General features: G+C 41.4%; 14 protein-coding genes. 7 read left to right on the top strand and 7 right to left on the bottom strand.

The window, feature by feature from the left end:
• The 3 genes from RHS_RS15380 to RHS_RS15370 are packed head-to-tail and all read right to left on the bottom strand — an operon-like array spanning position 1 to position 3,145.
• Positions 1–1,374: an ABC transporter substrate-binding protein gene (locus tag RHS_RS15380; RefSeq protein ID WP_395022538.1), complete on the bottom strand. Its 1,374-nt coding sequence runs from the start codon at positions 1,372–1,374 to the stop codon at positions 1–3.
• 40 nt (positions 1,375–1,414) lie between these two features.
• A complete protein-coding gene (locus tag RHS_RS15375; protein WP_044293394.1) occupies positions 1,415–2,248 on the bottom strand; it encodes a carbohydrate ABC transporter permease in 834 nt (277 codons plus the stop codon).
• A gap of 3 nt (positions 2,249–2,251) precedes the next feature.
• On the bottom strand, positions 2,252–3,145 hold the full coding sequence (locus RHS_RS15370) for a carbohydrate ABC transporter permease (protein WP_044288835.1): 894 nt from the start codon (positions 3,143–3,145) through the stop codon (positions 2,252–2,254).
• Between the two features lie 472 nt (positions 3,146–3,617).
• On the opposite strand from RHS_RS15370, the gene RHS_RS15365 reads away from it, so the two are divergent.
• Positions 3,618–5,450: a sensor histidine kinase gene (locus tag RHS_RS15365; protein WP_047833675.1), complete on the top strand. Its 1,833-nt coding sequence runs from the start codon at positions 3,618–3,620 to the stop codon at positions 5,448–5,450.
• Positions 5,425–6,615, top strand: coding sequence for a response regulator (locus tag RHS_RS15360; protein WP_027292082.1), 1,191 nt, complete (start codon positions 5,425–5,427; stop codon positions 6,613–6,615). The genes RHS_RS15365 and RHS_RS15360 overlap by 26 nt, the downstream gene beginning before the upstream one ends.
• Here the strand turns inward: RHS_RS15360 and RHS_RS15355 are convergent.
• Positions 6,608–7,690: a helix-turn-helix domain-containing protein gene (locus RHS_RS15355; protein ID WP_047833674.1), complete on the bottom strand. Its 1,083-nt coding sequence runs from the start codon at positions 7,688–7,690 to the stop codon at positions 6,608–6,610. The genes RHS_RS15360 and RHS_RS15355 overlap by 8 nt on opposite strands.
• 321 nt (positions 7,691–8,011) lie before the next feature.
• On the opposite strand from RHS_RS15355, the gene RHS_RS15350 reads away from it, so the two are divergent.
• Complete coding sequence (locus RHS_RS15350; protein WP_047833673.1) at positions 8,012–10,501, top strand: glycoside hydrolase family 2; 2,490 nt, start codon at positions 8,012–8,014, stop codon at positions 10,499–10,501.
• Positions 10,502–10,587: 86 nt separating this feature from the next.
• Here the strand turns inward: RHS_RS15350 and RHS_RS15345 are convergent, their stop codons facing one another.
• Complete coding sequence (locus tag RHS_RS15345) at positions 10,588–10,791, bottom strand: cold-shock protein (RefSeq protein WP_027292085.1); 204 nt, start codon at positions 10,789–10,791, stop codon at positions 10,588–10,590.
• A 285-nt stretch (positions 10,792–11,076) separates the two neighbouring features.
• Here RHS_RS15345 and RHS_RS15340 point away from each other — a divergent pair, with 285 nt between their 5' ends.
• Both RHS_RS15340 and RHS_RS15335 read left to right on the top strand, forming a co-directional pair.
• Positions 11,077–11,826: a GNAT family N-acetyltransferase gene (locus RHS_RS15340; protein WP_047833672.1), complete on the top strand. Its 750-nt coding sequence runs from the start codon at positions 11,077–11,079 to the stop codon at positions 11,824–11,826.
• A gap of 86 nt (positions 11,827–11,912) precedes the next feature.
• Positions 11,913–12,320: a PH domain-containing protein gene (locus tag RHS_RS15335; RefSeq protein ID WP_044293404.1), complete on the top strand. Its 408-nt coding sequence runs from the start codon at positions 11,913–11,915 to the stop codon at positions 12,318–12,320.
• Positions 12,321–12,498: 178 nt separating this feature from the next.
• On the opposite strand, the gene RHS_RS15330 is transcribed toward RHS_RS15335, so the two are convergent.
• Positions 12,499–14,619 carry a subtype A tannase gene (locus RHS_RS15330; protein WP_395022533.1) on the bottom strand — a complete coding sequence of 707 codons (2,121 nt, stop codon included), beginning with the start codon at positions 14,617–14,619 and terminating at the stop codon, positions 12,499–12,501.
• A gap of 275 nt (positions 14,620–14,894) precedes the next feature.
• On the opposite strand from RHS_RS15330, the gene RHS_RS15325 reads away from it, so the two are divergent.
• The gene (locus tag RHS_RS15325; protein ID WP_395022608.1) at positions 14,895–16,109 is read left to right on the top strand and encodes a DNA polymerase IV; all 1,215 of its coding nucleotides are present in this window, start codon (positions 14,895–14,897) and stop codon (positions 16,107–16,109) included.
• A 217-nt stretch (positions 16,110–16,326) separates the two neighbouring features.
• Positions 16,327–16,449 (top strand): hypothetical protein, encoded by a 123-nt coding sequence (locus RHS_RS31120; protein WP_255348045.1) that lies wholly within the window; start codon positions 16,327–16,329, stop codon positions 16,447–16,449.
• A 91-nt stretch (positions 16,450–16,540) separates the two neighbouring features.
• Here RHS_RS31120 and RHS_RS15320 read toward each other — a convergent pair.
• Positions 16,541–16,749: hypothetical protein (locus tag RHS_RS15320; protein ID WP_047833670.1), on the bottom strand; the 209-nt coding region annotated here is incomplete at its 5' end.

Genomic DNA, 16,749 nt, shown 5'->3' with positions numbered 1-16,749 from the left:
TTATTTATTTTTTACATTGGCATCATATTCTGCTTTTAACTGGGTCATTTGATCTGCCCAATCATTCAAAAATTCCTGAGCACTGGTATTTCCCAGCAGTACATTCTGAAAGCCTTCGACCAGAACATTCTGATGGAGATCATAATAACCGATTACATTGATTGGCAGTGTTGCAAGTTCCGTATTTTCATCTAACAAAGCATCCGCAGCCTCTTTAATCGGTGCTGCTTTAGCTACCCAGTCATCCTCCAGGGCTTCTTTATTACAAGGTACCTGACCGATTTTTTCGTTGAACTTACTGCTGCCATTTTTCTCACATAAATAACTGATAAACTTAAATGCTTCCTCCGGGTGTTTGGAATTGTTGAAAATGGATACTCCCATACAGCCATTCGATACAATTACTTTTGTATCTTTTTTAGAATTCAGGGTTACCAGGGAATCAAAATTTTCCGCCCCCAATGTATCTCTGTGCAGTCCATATGATCCAAGATTGTGGAAGATCATCGCTGCAGATCCGGAGTCAAAGGCGGAAATCATTTCCGTTGCCCCGTTGGTAATATCACTCTCCGGCGTATAGACATTATAAATCTTTGCAAAGCTGTCTAAGAGCTGCACATGCGCAGGGTCGTTAATTGTGGATTTCCCATCTTCATCAAACATCTGGGTGATACCGGAATACTGATACATCATCTGCTCGAACTGCTGGGAATTTCCGGCACCGCCGCGAAGAGAGAATCCGTAAATACCCTTTTCTTTATTTGTTGCTTTTTCCGCAGCTGTAATAATTTCATCCCAATCCTCTGGTACCTGTATATTTGCTTCTTTTAGAATATTCGTATTGTACCAAATTGCAGGAATAGTAACAGTTTGTGCCAGCCCATATGTTTTTCCGTCCGGAGCCATGTCCCGGATACTCTCCTGGAATACTTCCAGCTGCTGATCTGCATCCGCCCATCCAGCCAGATAATCATCTAATGGAACCAGGGCATTTTGAATAATAAAATCGCTCATCCAATACTGGGACACAATGCCGCAGTCCGGTGCAGTCCCTCCCTGAATTGCCACATCATATTTAGATTTCGCCTGATCAGCCGGAACAGGGACGAAATTTACCTTAATATCCGGATTCTCTGCTTCAAACTCTGCAATTATCTGTTTAAAAATTTCCGTACGAACCGTATCCGCATTATTATCCCAAAAAGAGATCTCCACTTTCCCGCCTGCTGCATCAGATTTCCCCGACTCCGTTTCCGAACTGTCTGCTGCTGCATTGTTATCTGCCGAATCTTTTGATCCGGAACTGCATCCTGCGAACAAAACTGCTGCCATAGTGCAGCTTAAAAGTAACGCTGTAATTTTTCTTCTTTTCATTTTCCTTATCTCCTTCATCATCTTAATTTCCAAACGCATCTCACCCTTTGACTGCTCCTGCACTTAATCCGCTTACCAGATATTTCTGCAGGTAAGCAAATAAACCTACCGGTATAGACATAGCAATCAATGCACCTGCAGCCATAGCTCCATATTTCACACTGTATTCTCCCTGCATCATTTTCAATCCGATTGGCACCGTATATTTAACCGGATCATTTAAGAACATCAAACCAAATAAAAACTCATTCCAGCATCCTATAAACGCAAAAGCTGCTACAGTGACAATGCCCGGTACCAGCATAGGCAGTACTACTTTGAATACCCCCTGGGTTCTGCTGCATCCATCAATCTGGGCGGCTTCTTCCAGTGCTATGGGTACACCCTCAACAAACCCTTTCATTAAAATACAGTTAAAAGGAATCTGAAAAGTAATATTTACAATAATCAGGGACAGATGGCTTCCAACCAGATGCACACTGTTAAAAATGTTAAACAGCGGAACCAGCAGCACCGCCGCCGGGATAAACTGTATCGCCAGAAGAAGCCCTAAGAAGGCCATTTTCCCTTTAAATTTATACCTGGTCAGTGCATATCCGACCATAGTAGCTATAACGATAATAAACAGAACAGAGATTATGCTGATTTTCAAACTATTTAAAAAGTAAATATCAAATCCCGCATTTTTCCATGCCTCAACAAAGTTAGCAATCGTGGCATTTGAAGGCAGGTAGTCTACCGGAAATTTTAATATATCCTTTTCATTTTTCAATGACGTAACAATTGACCAGAAAATCGGAAAAATAACAAAGATATTAATCAGTATAAGGGGCAGCCAGCGTAAAAAAAGGATGACGCTTTTTTTCTCTTTCATTTGTTAATCCTCCTCCTTTCCAAAACCGGATGCTTTGATATATACAATCGCCACTACTGCCAGAAGTGCAAAACTGACAACGGAAATCGCAGACCCATATCCATAATTATTTGTTTTAATCGCCTGGTTGGCAATCAGCATACTAATTGTGGTAGTCTTACCAATGGGTCCTCCGCCTGTCAGACTGTATATCAAATCCACACTATTGAATTCCCAGATTGTACGAAGCAGTGTTGTGAGCACAATGGTATTTTTCAGCATGGGAAGCGTCACATATAAAAATGTCTTTACCCGGCTGCTGCCATCCACCCTTGCTGCTTCGTAAACTTCTCCCGGAAGTCCCTGCATTGCCGCCAGAATACTGATTGCAAAAAACGGGATACCACGCCAGAGTTCTGCTGCGGCCACAGAGCCGAATACCAGGTTCGTATCTGCCAGCCATGCCACATTTTCTTTGATCAGTCCCAGCCTCATTAAAATATCATTCAGTACTCCAAAATGCTGATTAAAAATCAGACTGAACAATACCGCGGTCAGAACGCCCGACATCGCCCATGGAACAAAAGTCAATGCTCTGAATATCCCCCTGCCTTTAAATTTCTGATTCAGAATAAGTGCCACTACCATACCAAAAACCAATTGAAGCCCAACCTCCACAACTACCCATTTTACCGATACTCCCAACGCTGTATAGAATTCTTTATTTGTAAAAATACGAATAAAATTATCAAATCCTACAAATCCATTCATATAAGGTTTCGTGGGGTTATAATTCTGAAACGCCAGATAAAAAACCTTTCCAAGCGGATAAATTAAAACAAATGCGATAAGACAGACCGCCGGTAATATTAACAGATAAGGAGTCCAAACTACCTTATTTCTTCTTACATTTTCCATTTCTGCACCCTTTGCAGTACAGCAGCTCCTGTCTGCTATGCTGCCGCAATTAAATCAGGTTGAAAATCACTGCGTTGCTTCCTTTCACTTTCATATTTTCTTCAACCCTTACCACTATTTTCATTCTGTAAATACGTATCTGAACATTGCTAACACCCTGCCCCGGTTGCCTCCCTCATTTTTTGACTGTTGTTATTTATTATCAGACACGCTTTAATCAAGTACTTGATACAAACATCCGCAAGTTCATGACACTTACGTTTTTTCGGGATGTTTTTATTTAAACACACATTCTGAGGTTCGTAAATTCGATAAATTTAGATCATATTATAATATCTTTGTGAATTTGCTTTTTGCATCCAAAAATATTTTAAATATATTGACAAGGGATTCATCAGCCTCTATGATTAATCTAAATTTTAATTCTCAGTAATACAAGTTCCACTATAACAGATAAAACGGAGGTCCTGATATGAACCGTCTGCTTTCCAGATTTTCCCTGCGCTTCGTTATTATTATATTCTGCCTGCCCTTTCTGATTTTGCTAACTATCACCTTTATGGTCTTCTATCAGACTGGTACCAGCCGGTTTTCTAAAATGATGGATAAAAATACCAGAACGCTGGTTGCACAGACGCGGGATTCCATAAATGACAGCCTGGAAAATGTATATTATCTTTCGAACTCATTGACTTCTTCCCATACATTTTATAAAATCCATGATAATATTGGAAATAATAAGGCACCGGTCACTCCTGAAAAATACCTGGAATTCTCCAAAAGCCTGCGCAGCTTTCTGGAACATAATCCTACTCTGATTGACTCGATTGGGGTATATTTTACTGATAACTCTGTAAATTTGTATCTCTCCAATAAGATTAACTGCGTAATGCAGCCCTCTTTTCAATTTTCAGATTATTATAATCGGTGTGCTCCTTTTCAGCTGAACTGGCTCACTTCCAGAAATGATTATCCTTACGCTGTAAATGCTCAGGATGAGGCTCCCGGTTACAGCCTTATTGAACTGCTAGGCAGTACGGATACTGATCTTAAGGGATTCTTTCTCATAGGAATCAATGACCGTCTTTTCACGGACCAGATTAAAAACTGCCGGCTCACAGAAAACAGCAGTGTAACCATCCTTCAGGACGGTAAGCTTGTCTATCAGGATACCGCAGTCTTCGGAAATCATACACTGGACAATCTGACTGAAACTGAATTGATACAGATCAAAGAGAAAGTTGCAGCGCAGCCCGAAGCTGACAGCCTCTCTTTTGCACTCAGCGGTCATTATGCCGTTTACATGCCGCTGAGTCTGGAAGGTGCAGGTGTTTTGGCAATCATACCAATGGATGAGATGTTTCTGGACTATCGGGATTTTTCCAACACCCTGGCAATTCTGGCTGTTATCGTTCTCGCCGGATGCGCTATTTTATACCTGCTGATTTCTCAGATGCTTTCTTTTCCAGTTGTAAACCTATTAGAACAGATTGACCACATACAGGCAAGCACCCTGGCAATTCCCATTCAGGGAAGCGGGAGCAAAGAAATGCTGCGTATCAGCCAGGGAATCAACAATCTCTTATCCCGTATCCAGGTGCTGATGGATTCGCTTCAGACAGAAATGCAGGCAAAACAGATTACTCAGCTTCAGGCACTTCACTCTCAAATAAACCCTCATTTTATGTACAATGCACTGGATGCCATGAAACAATTATGTGAGCTGGGAGAAACAGAAAAAGCAGGACAGATGATTGACAGCCTCGCCATGTACTATCGGATCGGTGTGAGCAAGGGGCGGGATATCATCCGCCTGAATGAGGAATTAACTCATACGGATATGTATCTGGGTATTTTGAAAACCAGATTCGAAGATTTCCACTACGAATTTACTATTCCCCGGGAGCTTATGGACTGCACTATCATTAAGATAACGCTTCAACCCATTGTTGAAAATGCCCTTTATCATGGTCTTCGCCCTTACCGTACCGATGGGCATATCCGGATCACAGTCAGCCGTGAACAAAATGATATCTATATCCGGATTGAAGATGACGGTGGGGGAATGGCAGAAAATGTGTTAGAGGAAATCAGAACCTCTCTGAATGCCCCCGCCTGTACGTTTAAGGATCAGTCAGTAAAAATTTACGGCGTGAAAAATGTCCATGACCGTATCCGCCTTACCTACGGAAAAGGTTACGGACTTTCCATTCAAAGTGAATTAGATAAAGGAACTGCAGTAACAATCAAAATACCTTATAGAAAAGAGGAATGTATAAATGACGAAAATACTATTTGTGGATGATGACGCCATTGCCCGCCGTAATATCGAAAACAGGATTCATTGGGCACAGAATGGTATGGAACTTATTTACTCTGCCAGAGACGGCATAGATGCATTGGAGTATATGAAGGATCATAAGCCGGACATTATTATCTCAGACATAAAGATGCCGGTTATGGACGGCATTGAAATGGCGATGATCGCAAAGGATTATTACCCGGATCTTAAATTTATTTTTCTCTCCGGATATAAAGAATTTGAATATGCACAGCAGGCACTTAAACTAAACGCGGTTGATTATTTAACCAAACCGGTTGATACCGGGCAGCTGCTTTCTATAATCAAAAAAGCCCAGTCCCAGCTGGAAAAAGAAAAAAATATTGATCTTATCCTCCAGGAAAAATATCCTCTGATAAAACGACATTATATCTCCAAACTGATGAGGGAAAATTTTCAGGAAATGGATGATTCCGTATTTAAAGCCTTTGATATTAATTTAAATCAGGGGCTGGGCGTTGTGGGTTTTATAGACTTTCCCTATGGGCAGGATCAGCCCCTGGATTATATTGGCACCCGGATCCAGGATCTTTGCAATATGCTCACCTCAAAATATAAGGGCAGTTTTTTCTTCTGCATGGATACTATGGAAATCTTCATGGTTTATACCAACAGCGACAGCAATGCCAGATCCCGTTTTGAGGAATATCTTAGGGAACTGGAATCCTTTGTGAACCTTTATCTGGATTCTGTCTTTCACACTAAGGCTGTTTTTCACTATGGTACCACCATGCATAACCTGAATGATTTCTACCAGTCTTACCAGACCGCCCAGCAAAGCCTGAACTCAGAAGCAGACAGTCTGCTCTTAAACATAAAAAAATACATCGAACATAACTATGGAAACTCCGAACTGAGCCTGATCATGATCGCCAGTCATTTTAACATTAATCACTGTTACCTGACCAGTATTTTCAAAGCTAAATTCGGTATCAATCTCTACGATTTTCTGATCCAGATCCGTATGGAAAGGGCAGGCGCATTTATCCGTACTACCCAGTTAAAGAATTATGAAATTGCCGAACGGGTGGGCTATAAAAACAGCCAGTATTTCTCCGTCAGCTTCAAAAAATATTTCAGCTGTACGGTAACGCAATATCGTGACCGTGTAAAAGACCTGATCAGCTGAAACCCGGCGTGTCAGGCCCATTTTTTCTCATCTCACCCGGTGAAATTTTATACCTATGCTGAAAGACACGATAGAAATAATTGCGATTGGTAAATCCCAGTTCCTGCATTACATAAGTAACCGTCCTGCCTTCTTCCGCCAGCATTCTCTGTGCCTCTTTTAATGCGAAGGACTGACTGTATTCCCCAAGGGTCATGCCGGTATACTTTTTTACAATACGATTCAGATAATCGGGATGGTAATTGAAAGCTAAGGATATATCTTTTCTGCTTACCGCACGGTGCTCCTGCTCTAAATACTGCGTCAGACGCACAAACAGATGATCTTCTTTTCCTGAATCCAAACGAATATGGCTCATCCTGAATTTTTCCCCGTCTTCGAAAAGTTCAAATAACGAGCATAGGATACCCTGTATAAAAAAGAGGCTGCCTGTTTTCGTATTAAGAAGCTCTACTGCCGCCTGATCAAAATAATGTAAAATCTGTTCGTGCACAGAAGACATAGCATCGCTTCTCACAGGGGCAAGATCTATATAATTTTTTTTATAATTTTTTGTTTCCCTGCTGCAGTCATCAAAAAAATGAAACAGGACGGATTCCTTCTTTTCCCCCTCCCGATAGAGTTTTCTGCCGCATTTCTTCATAATATCCTCTATAAATTCCGGAGACATGCACAGAAATACAGCTTCAAAATCGGTGGAAAACTCTTCATTATGGCGCGTGCTGCAGTTAAGCAGACATCCATATCCCGCCTGATACTGATAGCTTGCTTTTTCAATATGCTGGCAGACTTCTCCCTTTAGAACATACATAAACTCAAAGTAATTATGCTGATGCATAGGGCTTTTGCTGGGCTCCAGCTCATCATAGTCACTCAAGTCTACTTCAATATCAGCATGCTTTCCAAATGCAAGATCCACTAATTTCATCCGCTTTTTCTCTTCAGACATCCTGCAGCACTCATAAGTCAGCCCAAACGGCATCTGAAGCAGATAAAATTGTGACTCCTCCCTTCCGGATTCATTTATGGCAACGATTTTATTTCTGGCTTTTGCATAGGGATTTATTGACTCCATTTTTGCTCCTTTTCTGATTCAAAAAACGTATCTGCCGTTTGGGATATATAAATATTTATCAAAATCATCTGCTTTATTTTGAGAACCGCACATGGAAATTGCTGCATGTAAATCAGTTCATTTAAATCAGTGCATGTAAATCAGTATATGTATATCAGTATATATATATCGATTTGTAAATCGGTATATGATACAAATATCAGAATCAGTACGGTTTTTGACCTTGTATTTTCCATCTTTTTATATAGAATATAACATATACAGATATAAATGTCTATTTTAAAGACAGAACACGGCAGCTATTATGAGAGGAGATTCTTTATGCTATCACAATCATTTAACGCTGGATGGAATATCAAAGTAGGATTCAACCAGCCATTTTCAAACCTGTTTTCAACGGAACTGGATTTAGGTACACCGGTAACCCTTCCCCACGACGCAATGATTCTGGAACAAAAAACCCCTGACACCAAAAACGGGAAACAGACCGGATACTATCCGGGTAAATCATATCTCTATACTAAAATGTTCTTTGTCCCCAATGACTGGATGGATAAAAATATTGTACTGGAGTTCGAAGGAGTTTATCCCAGTGCGCTGGTATATATCAATGGTGATTTTGCCGGAAGCCATCATTCCGGGTATTCCCAGTTTACCATTCAGGCTGACGGCTTCCTTATCCCCGGCCATGAGAATAAAATCGAAGTGGCTGCAGACAACAGCAGTGAAGGCAATACCAGATGGTATTCCGGCAGCGGCATTTACCGAAATGTAAATATCTATGTCAGTGAAAAACTTTATATCCCGGTAAATGGTCTGCAGATCGATATCCCGGAAATTGATCAGGATACCGCCGTCCTGTGTATTAAAACAAAATTCTGCAATGAAACACTTCGTACACACGATTTAATCCAGATTACAGAAATTCTGGATGCAGAAGGAACAATAGTGAATTCCGAGGAAACTGCAGTCACTGCATATCCGCATAAAAATATACAGACACTGCAGCGGATTCCGGTCTGGGAGCCTCATTTGTGGGACTGTGACTCTCCTTATCTCTATACCTGCAGAACCAGATTAAAAGAAGGGGATACCATACTGGATGAAGCTGTCAGCACTTTGGGTATCCGTAAATTGCAGTTAGACTCCCGTCATGGCCTGCGTATAAATGGTAAAGAGGTGAAACTCCGGGGTGCCTGTATCCATCATGACAACGGAATTATTGGAGCCGTTACTCTGGAAAAGGCAGAGGAACGCCGCTGCCGCCAGATGAAAGAAGCCGGTTTTAACTGTCTGAGAAGCTCCCATCATGCAATGAGCAAAGCTATGCTGAAAGCCTGTGACAAACTTGGCATGTTAGTAATGGATGAACTGTCAGATATGTGGCATATCCGTAAAAATCCGCATGATTTTGGAAACTATTTTGAGGATTTCTGGGAAGATGAAGTGGAGCGTATGGTAGCGAAGGATTACAACCACCCCTCAGTTATCATGTATTGTACCGGAAATGAAATACCCGAGGTGGGAACCAAACGCGGCGCTGAAATGAACCGCAGAATTGTGGAAAGAATAAAATCCCTGGATTCTGCCCGCTACACCACCAATGCCGCTAACAGCTTTCTGGCACTGCGAAGTGACATGCAGCCGCTGCTGGAAGAAGCCGTTAAGGCTACCGGTATGGAACACATTTTAGAACAGACATCGGGTGCCGGGGAAGGAGGCATTTCCGTTATGAACGCTTTTGCCAGCCTGATGGAAGGTCCGGCTAAAGATTATATAGATGCCAGTTCTACCTTGACAGATCTCCTGGAAGGGTTTAGCGGTGGTCTGGACATCGCCGGATTTAATTACATAACCGGGCGCCATGAGCTGGAGGCCCAGCTGCATCCCAACCGGCTGGTTCTCGGTACTGAGACCTATCCTTCCGAAATCGTCAGACTTTGGGATATCGTGGAACGCAATTCCCATGTCATCGGTGACTTTACCTGGACAGGATATGACTATCTGGGAGAAGCCGGAATCGGTATTTTCTACTATAATGGCATCAACGGTTTCCAGGATCACAATTATCCGGACAGTATCGCATATATCGGAGACATAGATATTACCGGATACCGCAGACCTATTAGCTATCTGCGTGAAATAGTGTTCGGATTAAGAACAGCACCCTACCTTGCCGTAGAAAGAGTGAACCATTATGGCAAAACCCCGGGGAAAACCACCTGGATGCACAAAGATAACATTGCCAGCTGGACCTGGGATGGGTACGAAGGGAAACCTGCTGTGGTAGATATTTTCTCTTCCAGCGAAGAAGTGGAATTGTTCCTGAATGATATTTCCCTGGGCAGAAAACCAGCCGGAAAGGCAGCCGGGTTCATCGCTTCTTATGAAATTACCTATGAGCCAGGAACACTTATGGCTGTCAGCTATCAAAACGGAATGGAATCAGGACGGGATATCCTGCAAACCGCAAAAACACCTGTAAAAATATCCCTTTCATCTGACCAGCCTGTCTTAACCGCTAATGGAAATGATCTGGCATACGTTACAATCGGGCTTCAGGACGAAAACGGTATATTCAATCTGCAGTCAGAAACTGTAATTCATATATCTGTTGACGGTGCAGGTACTCTGCAGGGATTCGGCAGCGCTGATCCTCATACCAGCAATCATTATTATACAACAGCATGGAATACCTATGACGGACGCCTGCTGGCTGCCATTCGGTCCGGCTTTGATCCGGGCGAAATAAAAATAACGGTTAGCGCAGACGGACTGGATAAGGAAACCTTGGTTATTACAGTGGAATAAAGATTCCATTTTCAAAACAAAAAAAGTGTTGCAAATGACAAGAATTTCATCATTCTGCAACACTCTTTTTAATTTTTAATTTAAACTTATGCTACACAAACGTTAACAGCCTGTGCGCCACGGTTTCCAGCAGTAATATCAAATGTTACAGCCTGTCCGTCTTCTAAAGATTTGAAACCATCTGTTGCAATTCCGGAGAAATGTACAAATATATCTTCTCCTCCTTCATCGTTTGTGATAAAACCAAATCCTTTTTGTGAGTTAAACCATTTTACTGTACCTTTATTCATGAAAGATACCTCCTAATATTTTATTATACTTTTCATTAAAATAAAAAAATCACACATTTTTGTAAATCATTAAATTAAGAAATAATGACTTACAAAAATATGTGAAATCCAGATCTCATTCAAAATACTATTTCATAATAACATGAGATAGTGCTTATGTCAAGATAAATATTAATTTAATTTTCATCTTATTTTCATCTGCCAAATCAATAATAAATAGACATTACATTACACCATATGATATTATGAAGTAAATTAGAATTTGCAAGAGAGGAAAAGTAAAATATGTGTGCTGACTTTATAAACTTAACACCAGAAAACCTTGTCAATCAGCATTTATGCTGCATTATCCGCAGTAAGAAGCCCCATCAAGGTATTGACGCAAAGAGGCAATGGCTCTCAGACCGGCTTAATGAAGGTCATGTATTTAGAAAGTTAAATGAAAAAGCAACTGTTTTTATTGAATATGCCCCCCTTGAAACAGCTTGGGTTCCCATAACCGGTGATAACTATTATTATCTGTATTGTTTATGGGTTTCTGGCAGTCACAAAGGAAAAGGATATGGGAAATCTCTGATGGAATATTGTTTGGCTGATGCCAAAGAAAAGGGTAAATCCGGCATATGTATGCTTGGAGCAAAAAAACAAAAGTCCTGGCTTTCCAACCAGGCATTCGCGAAGAAATTCGGCTTTGAGGTTGTTGATACTACCGATGATGGATATGAATTGCTTGCTCTTTCTTTTGACGGTACCACACCAAGGTTCGCACCAAACGTTAAAAAACAAGAAATTGAAAGCAAAGAGCTAACCATTTATTATGACATGCAATGTCCCTTTGTATATCAAAAAATTGAGTTAATAAAACAGTATTGTGAATTGAATGACGTTCCTGTATCTTTAATTAAAGTGGATACACTGCAAAAAGCAAAGGAGCTGCCTTGTGTTTTTAATAACTGGGGTGTGTTTTATAAAGGAAATTTCGAGACAGTGAATTTGCTGGATGTTACCTACTTGAAGCGAATACTAAAAAAATGAAAATACAATTTTAAACGAACATTCAGTTAGGTGCTGCAGGCATTCAACAACGATGTAAATCAGCCTGTGAAAGGATGTTGAAATATATGAAATTTAAAGGTAAAATAGCAGTTTGGTTTTGGGCTTTAGAAATTCTTGCTAATGCAATGATACTGTATGATCTTATATTTAAGAGGGACAATATTATTGCATTAGTGATTGGCGGAGTAATATTGAACCTTGTATTTATACCTATTATTGTAAGAAACTATGTTTTGCTGAATGACGAATCCATCACATTGTATTTTGGCTTCGGAAAAGAGTCGATAAAGGTTAATGAAATTCTGGAAGTATATCAAACACATAATCCGATTGCATCAAGTGCGGCATCTTTAGACCGTATTGTAATAAAAGGCAGAAGAAGTGAAATTATGTGTTCTGTCAAAGATAAAACAAAACTAATTGAGGAAATAAAAAAGATTAATCAGCAGATTGTTTTTCGGGGGAATTTCTAGATCGTACCATTTCATCTTAAATTCAGGTTTAGCTGATTATGGGAAGCTTGGTAGATCGATCGGTAGCGTGCGGATAGAGAATGGGGCATTCACAGAGAAATGTATCAGGATTTCTCTGTGAATGCCCCAGCCGCTAAGATGCTTTGGGAAGGTTAAAAAATACCAGTTCTGCAATCTTTTATTTTACACACTGATCCACCCAGGAAATAAAATTAGTTGTGCTGTTACCGGTACGTTCTGCCGTTGTATGCGCCTGATTCCATACGGTTTCAAATTCTACGGATTTCACGTCTTCGCACTGCTCTAACGCCAGAGCCAGGTTTGTCTCTACTGTTAAAGCGGTATCTCCCTGCTCTATGCCCGTGTGAATTCTCCAGTTTTGCGCTACTTTGGATGTGGCATAACCTTCATAGTAATCACAGAGATAATACATTGGATTATACATATTCTGGCGATAAGAAGAACTGTTCCCCAGTGCATCTAAAGATAATAAAGCATTATTATAAGATTCCACGTAGGAAGTATCCCAATTACTCAGTTCCGCGTATTTTTCCTGATTTTCTTCTAATAGTGACGCTATCACAGAATCAAAATGCATGGCATCCTGTTCGTCATTTCCAAACAGCATGTTTTCTGCCTGACTGCAGTTGAGATCGTCAAAAGCCCCCACATCCTTACTGGCTGTTTTGCAGTGTTTTACAAATGCTTCCATATTGGTTATCTTGGCAGTGTTGGATGCCTGGTCATAGGTAACCCATACCTCTTCCTCATTTAAAGACGCAATATAATCCTGCACGGTTTCATAAGTTGTTCCCCCACTATCGGAAGAATCCGCCCCCATCTCAGGCATGGTACCTTTTTCCGGTCTTTCACCATCTACCCCTTTACCGGTTATACCCTCAGGAAGTTCTCCTTTTTCATTACTGCCGTCAAAACCTTCAGGCGGTCCGTCCGTGCCTTTGCCATCAGATGGTGTCTGACTGTCACCGCCAGCAAATCCCCCATCCGGTCTTGTGAAGCCGGCTGTTGCTGTATACGGGAAAGTAGTATCACTCAGAAAATTATTCAGGGAAGTTTCCACAACCGATATCAGATAATTGTAATAACTTCCTGCTGTATAAATTCCTGTTTCACTCTCTTCCAGTGTTAAAGCGTTACCATTTTCATCCTTAAGCCCAAGTTGATTAATGTATTCTGCATATTTCTCCGACATATCATCCGACAGGGCTGCCGTCCAGGTACCATCTGCCCGGGTTCCTTCCGAAGCATACTGCCCCAGATTCCATTCATAGGCTTCATCCGCATAATCAAGACTGGTAATCGGACACCAGCACATAGAACCGCATACTGCATCACTAATATAATTTCCATCATGATCTTTCATTGCAGCCCCAATTTCCATTAGATAAGGATTATATAACCCGCTGTCTCCCGATGCCCCGGCAACAGCACTTTGAGCTCCTCCTCCGGACATACCAAAAGTAAAAATGCGTTCTGTATCGCCCGGCAGCAAATCAGCATTATATCTGTAATAGCGAATCGCCGCCTTCAAATCCGTAACCCCCCAGGGTGCACCACCGCTATAACTTAAATTCCCCGCATCATCATAGCCATTATTTCTTCCCCTCATCCCGGCATAGACATAGATATACCCGGCTTTCAGATAATCAGCTAATCCCTCATAGCTGTATGCGGAAGGTGCCTTTTGAGCCGAATACCCTGCTGTATTAATTGGAAATACAATAGGCGCTGTACCGGCTGTGTACCCATTTACCGATTTCTCTGCATTGATTGTGCATGTATAAGTACCGTCATCATTTTCTTTGCCATCCATATATGAACCCGGAACATATATTCCCATTGTTTCATATTCAGATGCTGCGGGCATAGAACAATAACCCACCTGAATCTGCCAATACACGTCATTCTCGGCATCGTAATTCCATGCAGTGTCCGAAAAAGTAAGATTCTGATTGTCCTGCTGGTATTCCGTCAATAAAACAGCGTTTTGACCCGGAGCATCTGACCCTGCATCCATTGTTCCTGTGTCATCTGCTTGCGTTGTGCCTTCTGCTTGCGTTGCACCTTCTGCTTGTGTTGTGCCTTCTGCTTGTGTTGCACCTCCTGCTTGTGTTGCACCTTCTGCTTGCGTTTCACCTCCTGCTTGCGTATCCTTATTTGCATTCTCCGACGTGTTCTGTTCTGTGCTGCTTTCTGCATTCCCATTCCTGCACGCCACAAGTGACGCTGTCATGGACAACACAATTACCACTGTTAAAAATTTACTAAATTTCCTCATTGAAACCTCCTTTTTCTCAATTCCAATTTTATAATGATATATATATAAAAGCAAAAAGAGCGCAAATCCATACAGAAGTCTGGACTTACACTCTCGTTGCTCAACTTGGTTTATAGTATATCATTTAATCAATGAAAATAATGTGAAAAATCAGCGAAATAAATGTGAATTTCCAGTATAAATACACCCGCTGCTTATACATAATAACATTATAAAATATGCGTATGCGATATTTGGAGGTGCACCCATTGGATCACGTAATTCTTCACTCAGATATGAATAACTTTTACGCCTCCGTAGAGTCCCTGTATAATCCTTCTCTCAGAGGAAAGCCCATGGCAGTGGCTGGTGACCCGGGAGAACGTCACGGGATTGTTCTGGCAAAAAGTAATGAAGCGAAAAAATATGGAATCCAGACCGGAGACCCTCTTTGGATGGCAAGACAGAAATGCCCTGATATTCTTTTTACACCGCCCCATTACGACCGCTATATTGAGTTTTCACAGATGGCACACGAAATATACCAGGATTATACGGATCGGGTAGAATCTTTTGGTCTGGATGAATGCTGGCTGGATGTAACCGGCACATCTTCTTTGTTCGGTGATGGCAAGCAAATTGCGGATCATATTCGTGAGAGAGTTAAATTTGAACTTGGAATTACAGCAAGTGTAGGTGTTTCTTACAATAAAATATTTGCAAAACTTGGAAGTGATATGAAAAAGCCGGATGCAACCACCGTCATCGGCCATGATTTTAAAGAAAAGATCTGGCATCTGCCGGTTGACTCCCTTTTATATGTAGGCAGGGCAACTTATCAGAAATTATTAAAATGCGGCATTCGCACTATCGGAGAACTTGCACAAACAGATGTCCGTTTTCTGGAGCAGCTTCTTGGGAAAAATGGTATTATGCTCTGGTATTTTGCAAATGGTCATGACACATCCGCTGTGGCACATATCAGTTCACGTCGCATTATAAAAACCATAGGAAACAGTACAACCGCTCCCCGGGATCTTATTTCAGATGATGAAATTAAAATTACTCTGATGATTCTCTCCGAAAGTGTAGCCGAACGGATGCGGGCAGACCATTTTTATTGCCGGACCGTGCAGCTCAGCATTCGGGATAATACTTTATTTTCTTATGAAAGGCAGGGACGGCTTCATTCTCCTACGTGTACAGCGCAGGAAATTTATGATAAAGCATACGAATTATATTGTAAAAACCGACCTGTAAATCCGGTAAGAAGCCTTGGTGTAAGAGCCTGCAATCTTATGCTTCAGGAATTCCAACAACTATCCTTTCTGGACGAAGCAGTAAAAAGACAGAAACAGGAAGAATTAGAACGCTCCATAGATTCCATAAGAAAGCGGTTCGGACACTTTGCCGTACAAAGAGGAATTATGTTAACTGATCCGGTTTTATCCAACCTGGATCCGGTGGCTGAACACACCATCTATCCAGAATCGTTCCTGAAAAGTAAGTAACACATTTCATACTTTGTGTTGCATGCTATTTCAGGTTGTGCAGCGGCCGGTAATAATATTTATATAAATGGTAATCCTAGTACTACAATGAACAGTTTATAGGTGGCTTATGGCTCACTATTCAAAACTTCTTATGAGTCATTACTTGAAATTGAGACTCCCTTTAGGTTTAGTATATTGGGTTTTAGCTGATTAAGACGCTTTGTAGATGTAGGTAGTGTACGGAAAGATGGGTGTGGGAAACTGGCATGGGCTCCGTCAGCTGGCCGCAGAACTGGTATTTTCTAACCTTTCCGAAGCGCTTTTTGGCGGCACGCGGGTATTCACCGAGAAATCCTGATGCATTTCTCGGTTCAGTACCCGCTTAGTATCCGATGGGAGCCAGTCGAATACTATCCGCCAAAAAACACTCCGGAAAGGTAAGTAAATACTCAGCTCTGCTCTACGCTTCCTCCGCCCATACCAGTTTCCCACACCCATCTTTCCGAGATAGCATTCGTTGATACAAAGCTGGTTTTCTCAGCGGGTTGGAGCCCCTGGGCTGTGGCAGTCTGTTCTTTATTGGATGCTGCGCAGTACGTTTCGGCTGTTTGCGTAAAAGAAGATGGAAGTTTGCTCCTTTTTCTGGTTACAGAATGAA

Source organism: Robinsoniella sp. RHS (genome assembly GCF_001029355.1).
GTDB classification, from domain to species: domain Bacteria; phylum Bacillota; class Clostridia; order Lachnospirales; family Lachnospiraceae; genus Robinsoniella; species Robinsoniella peoriensis.
This window is presented reverse-complemented; position numbering and strand designations above follow the sequence as displayed.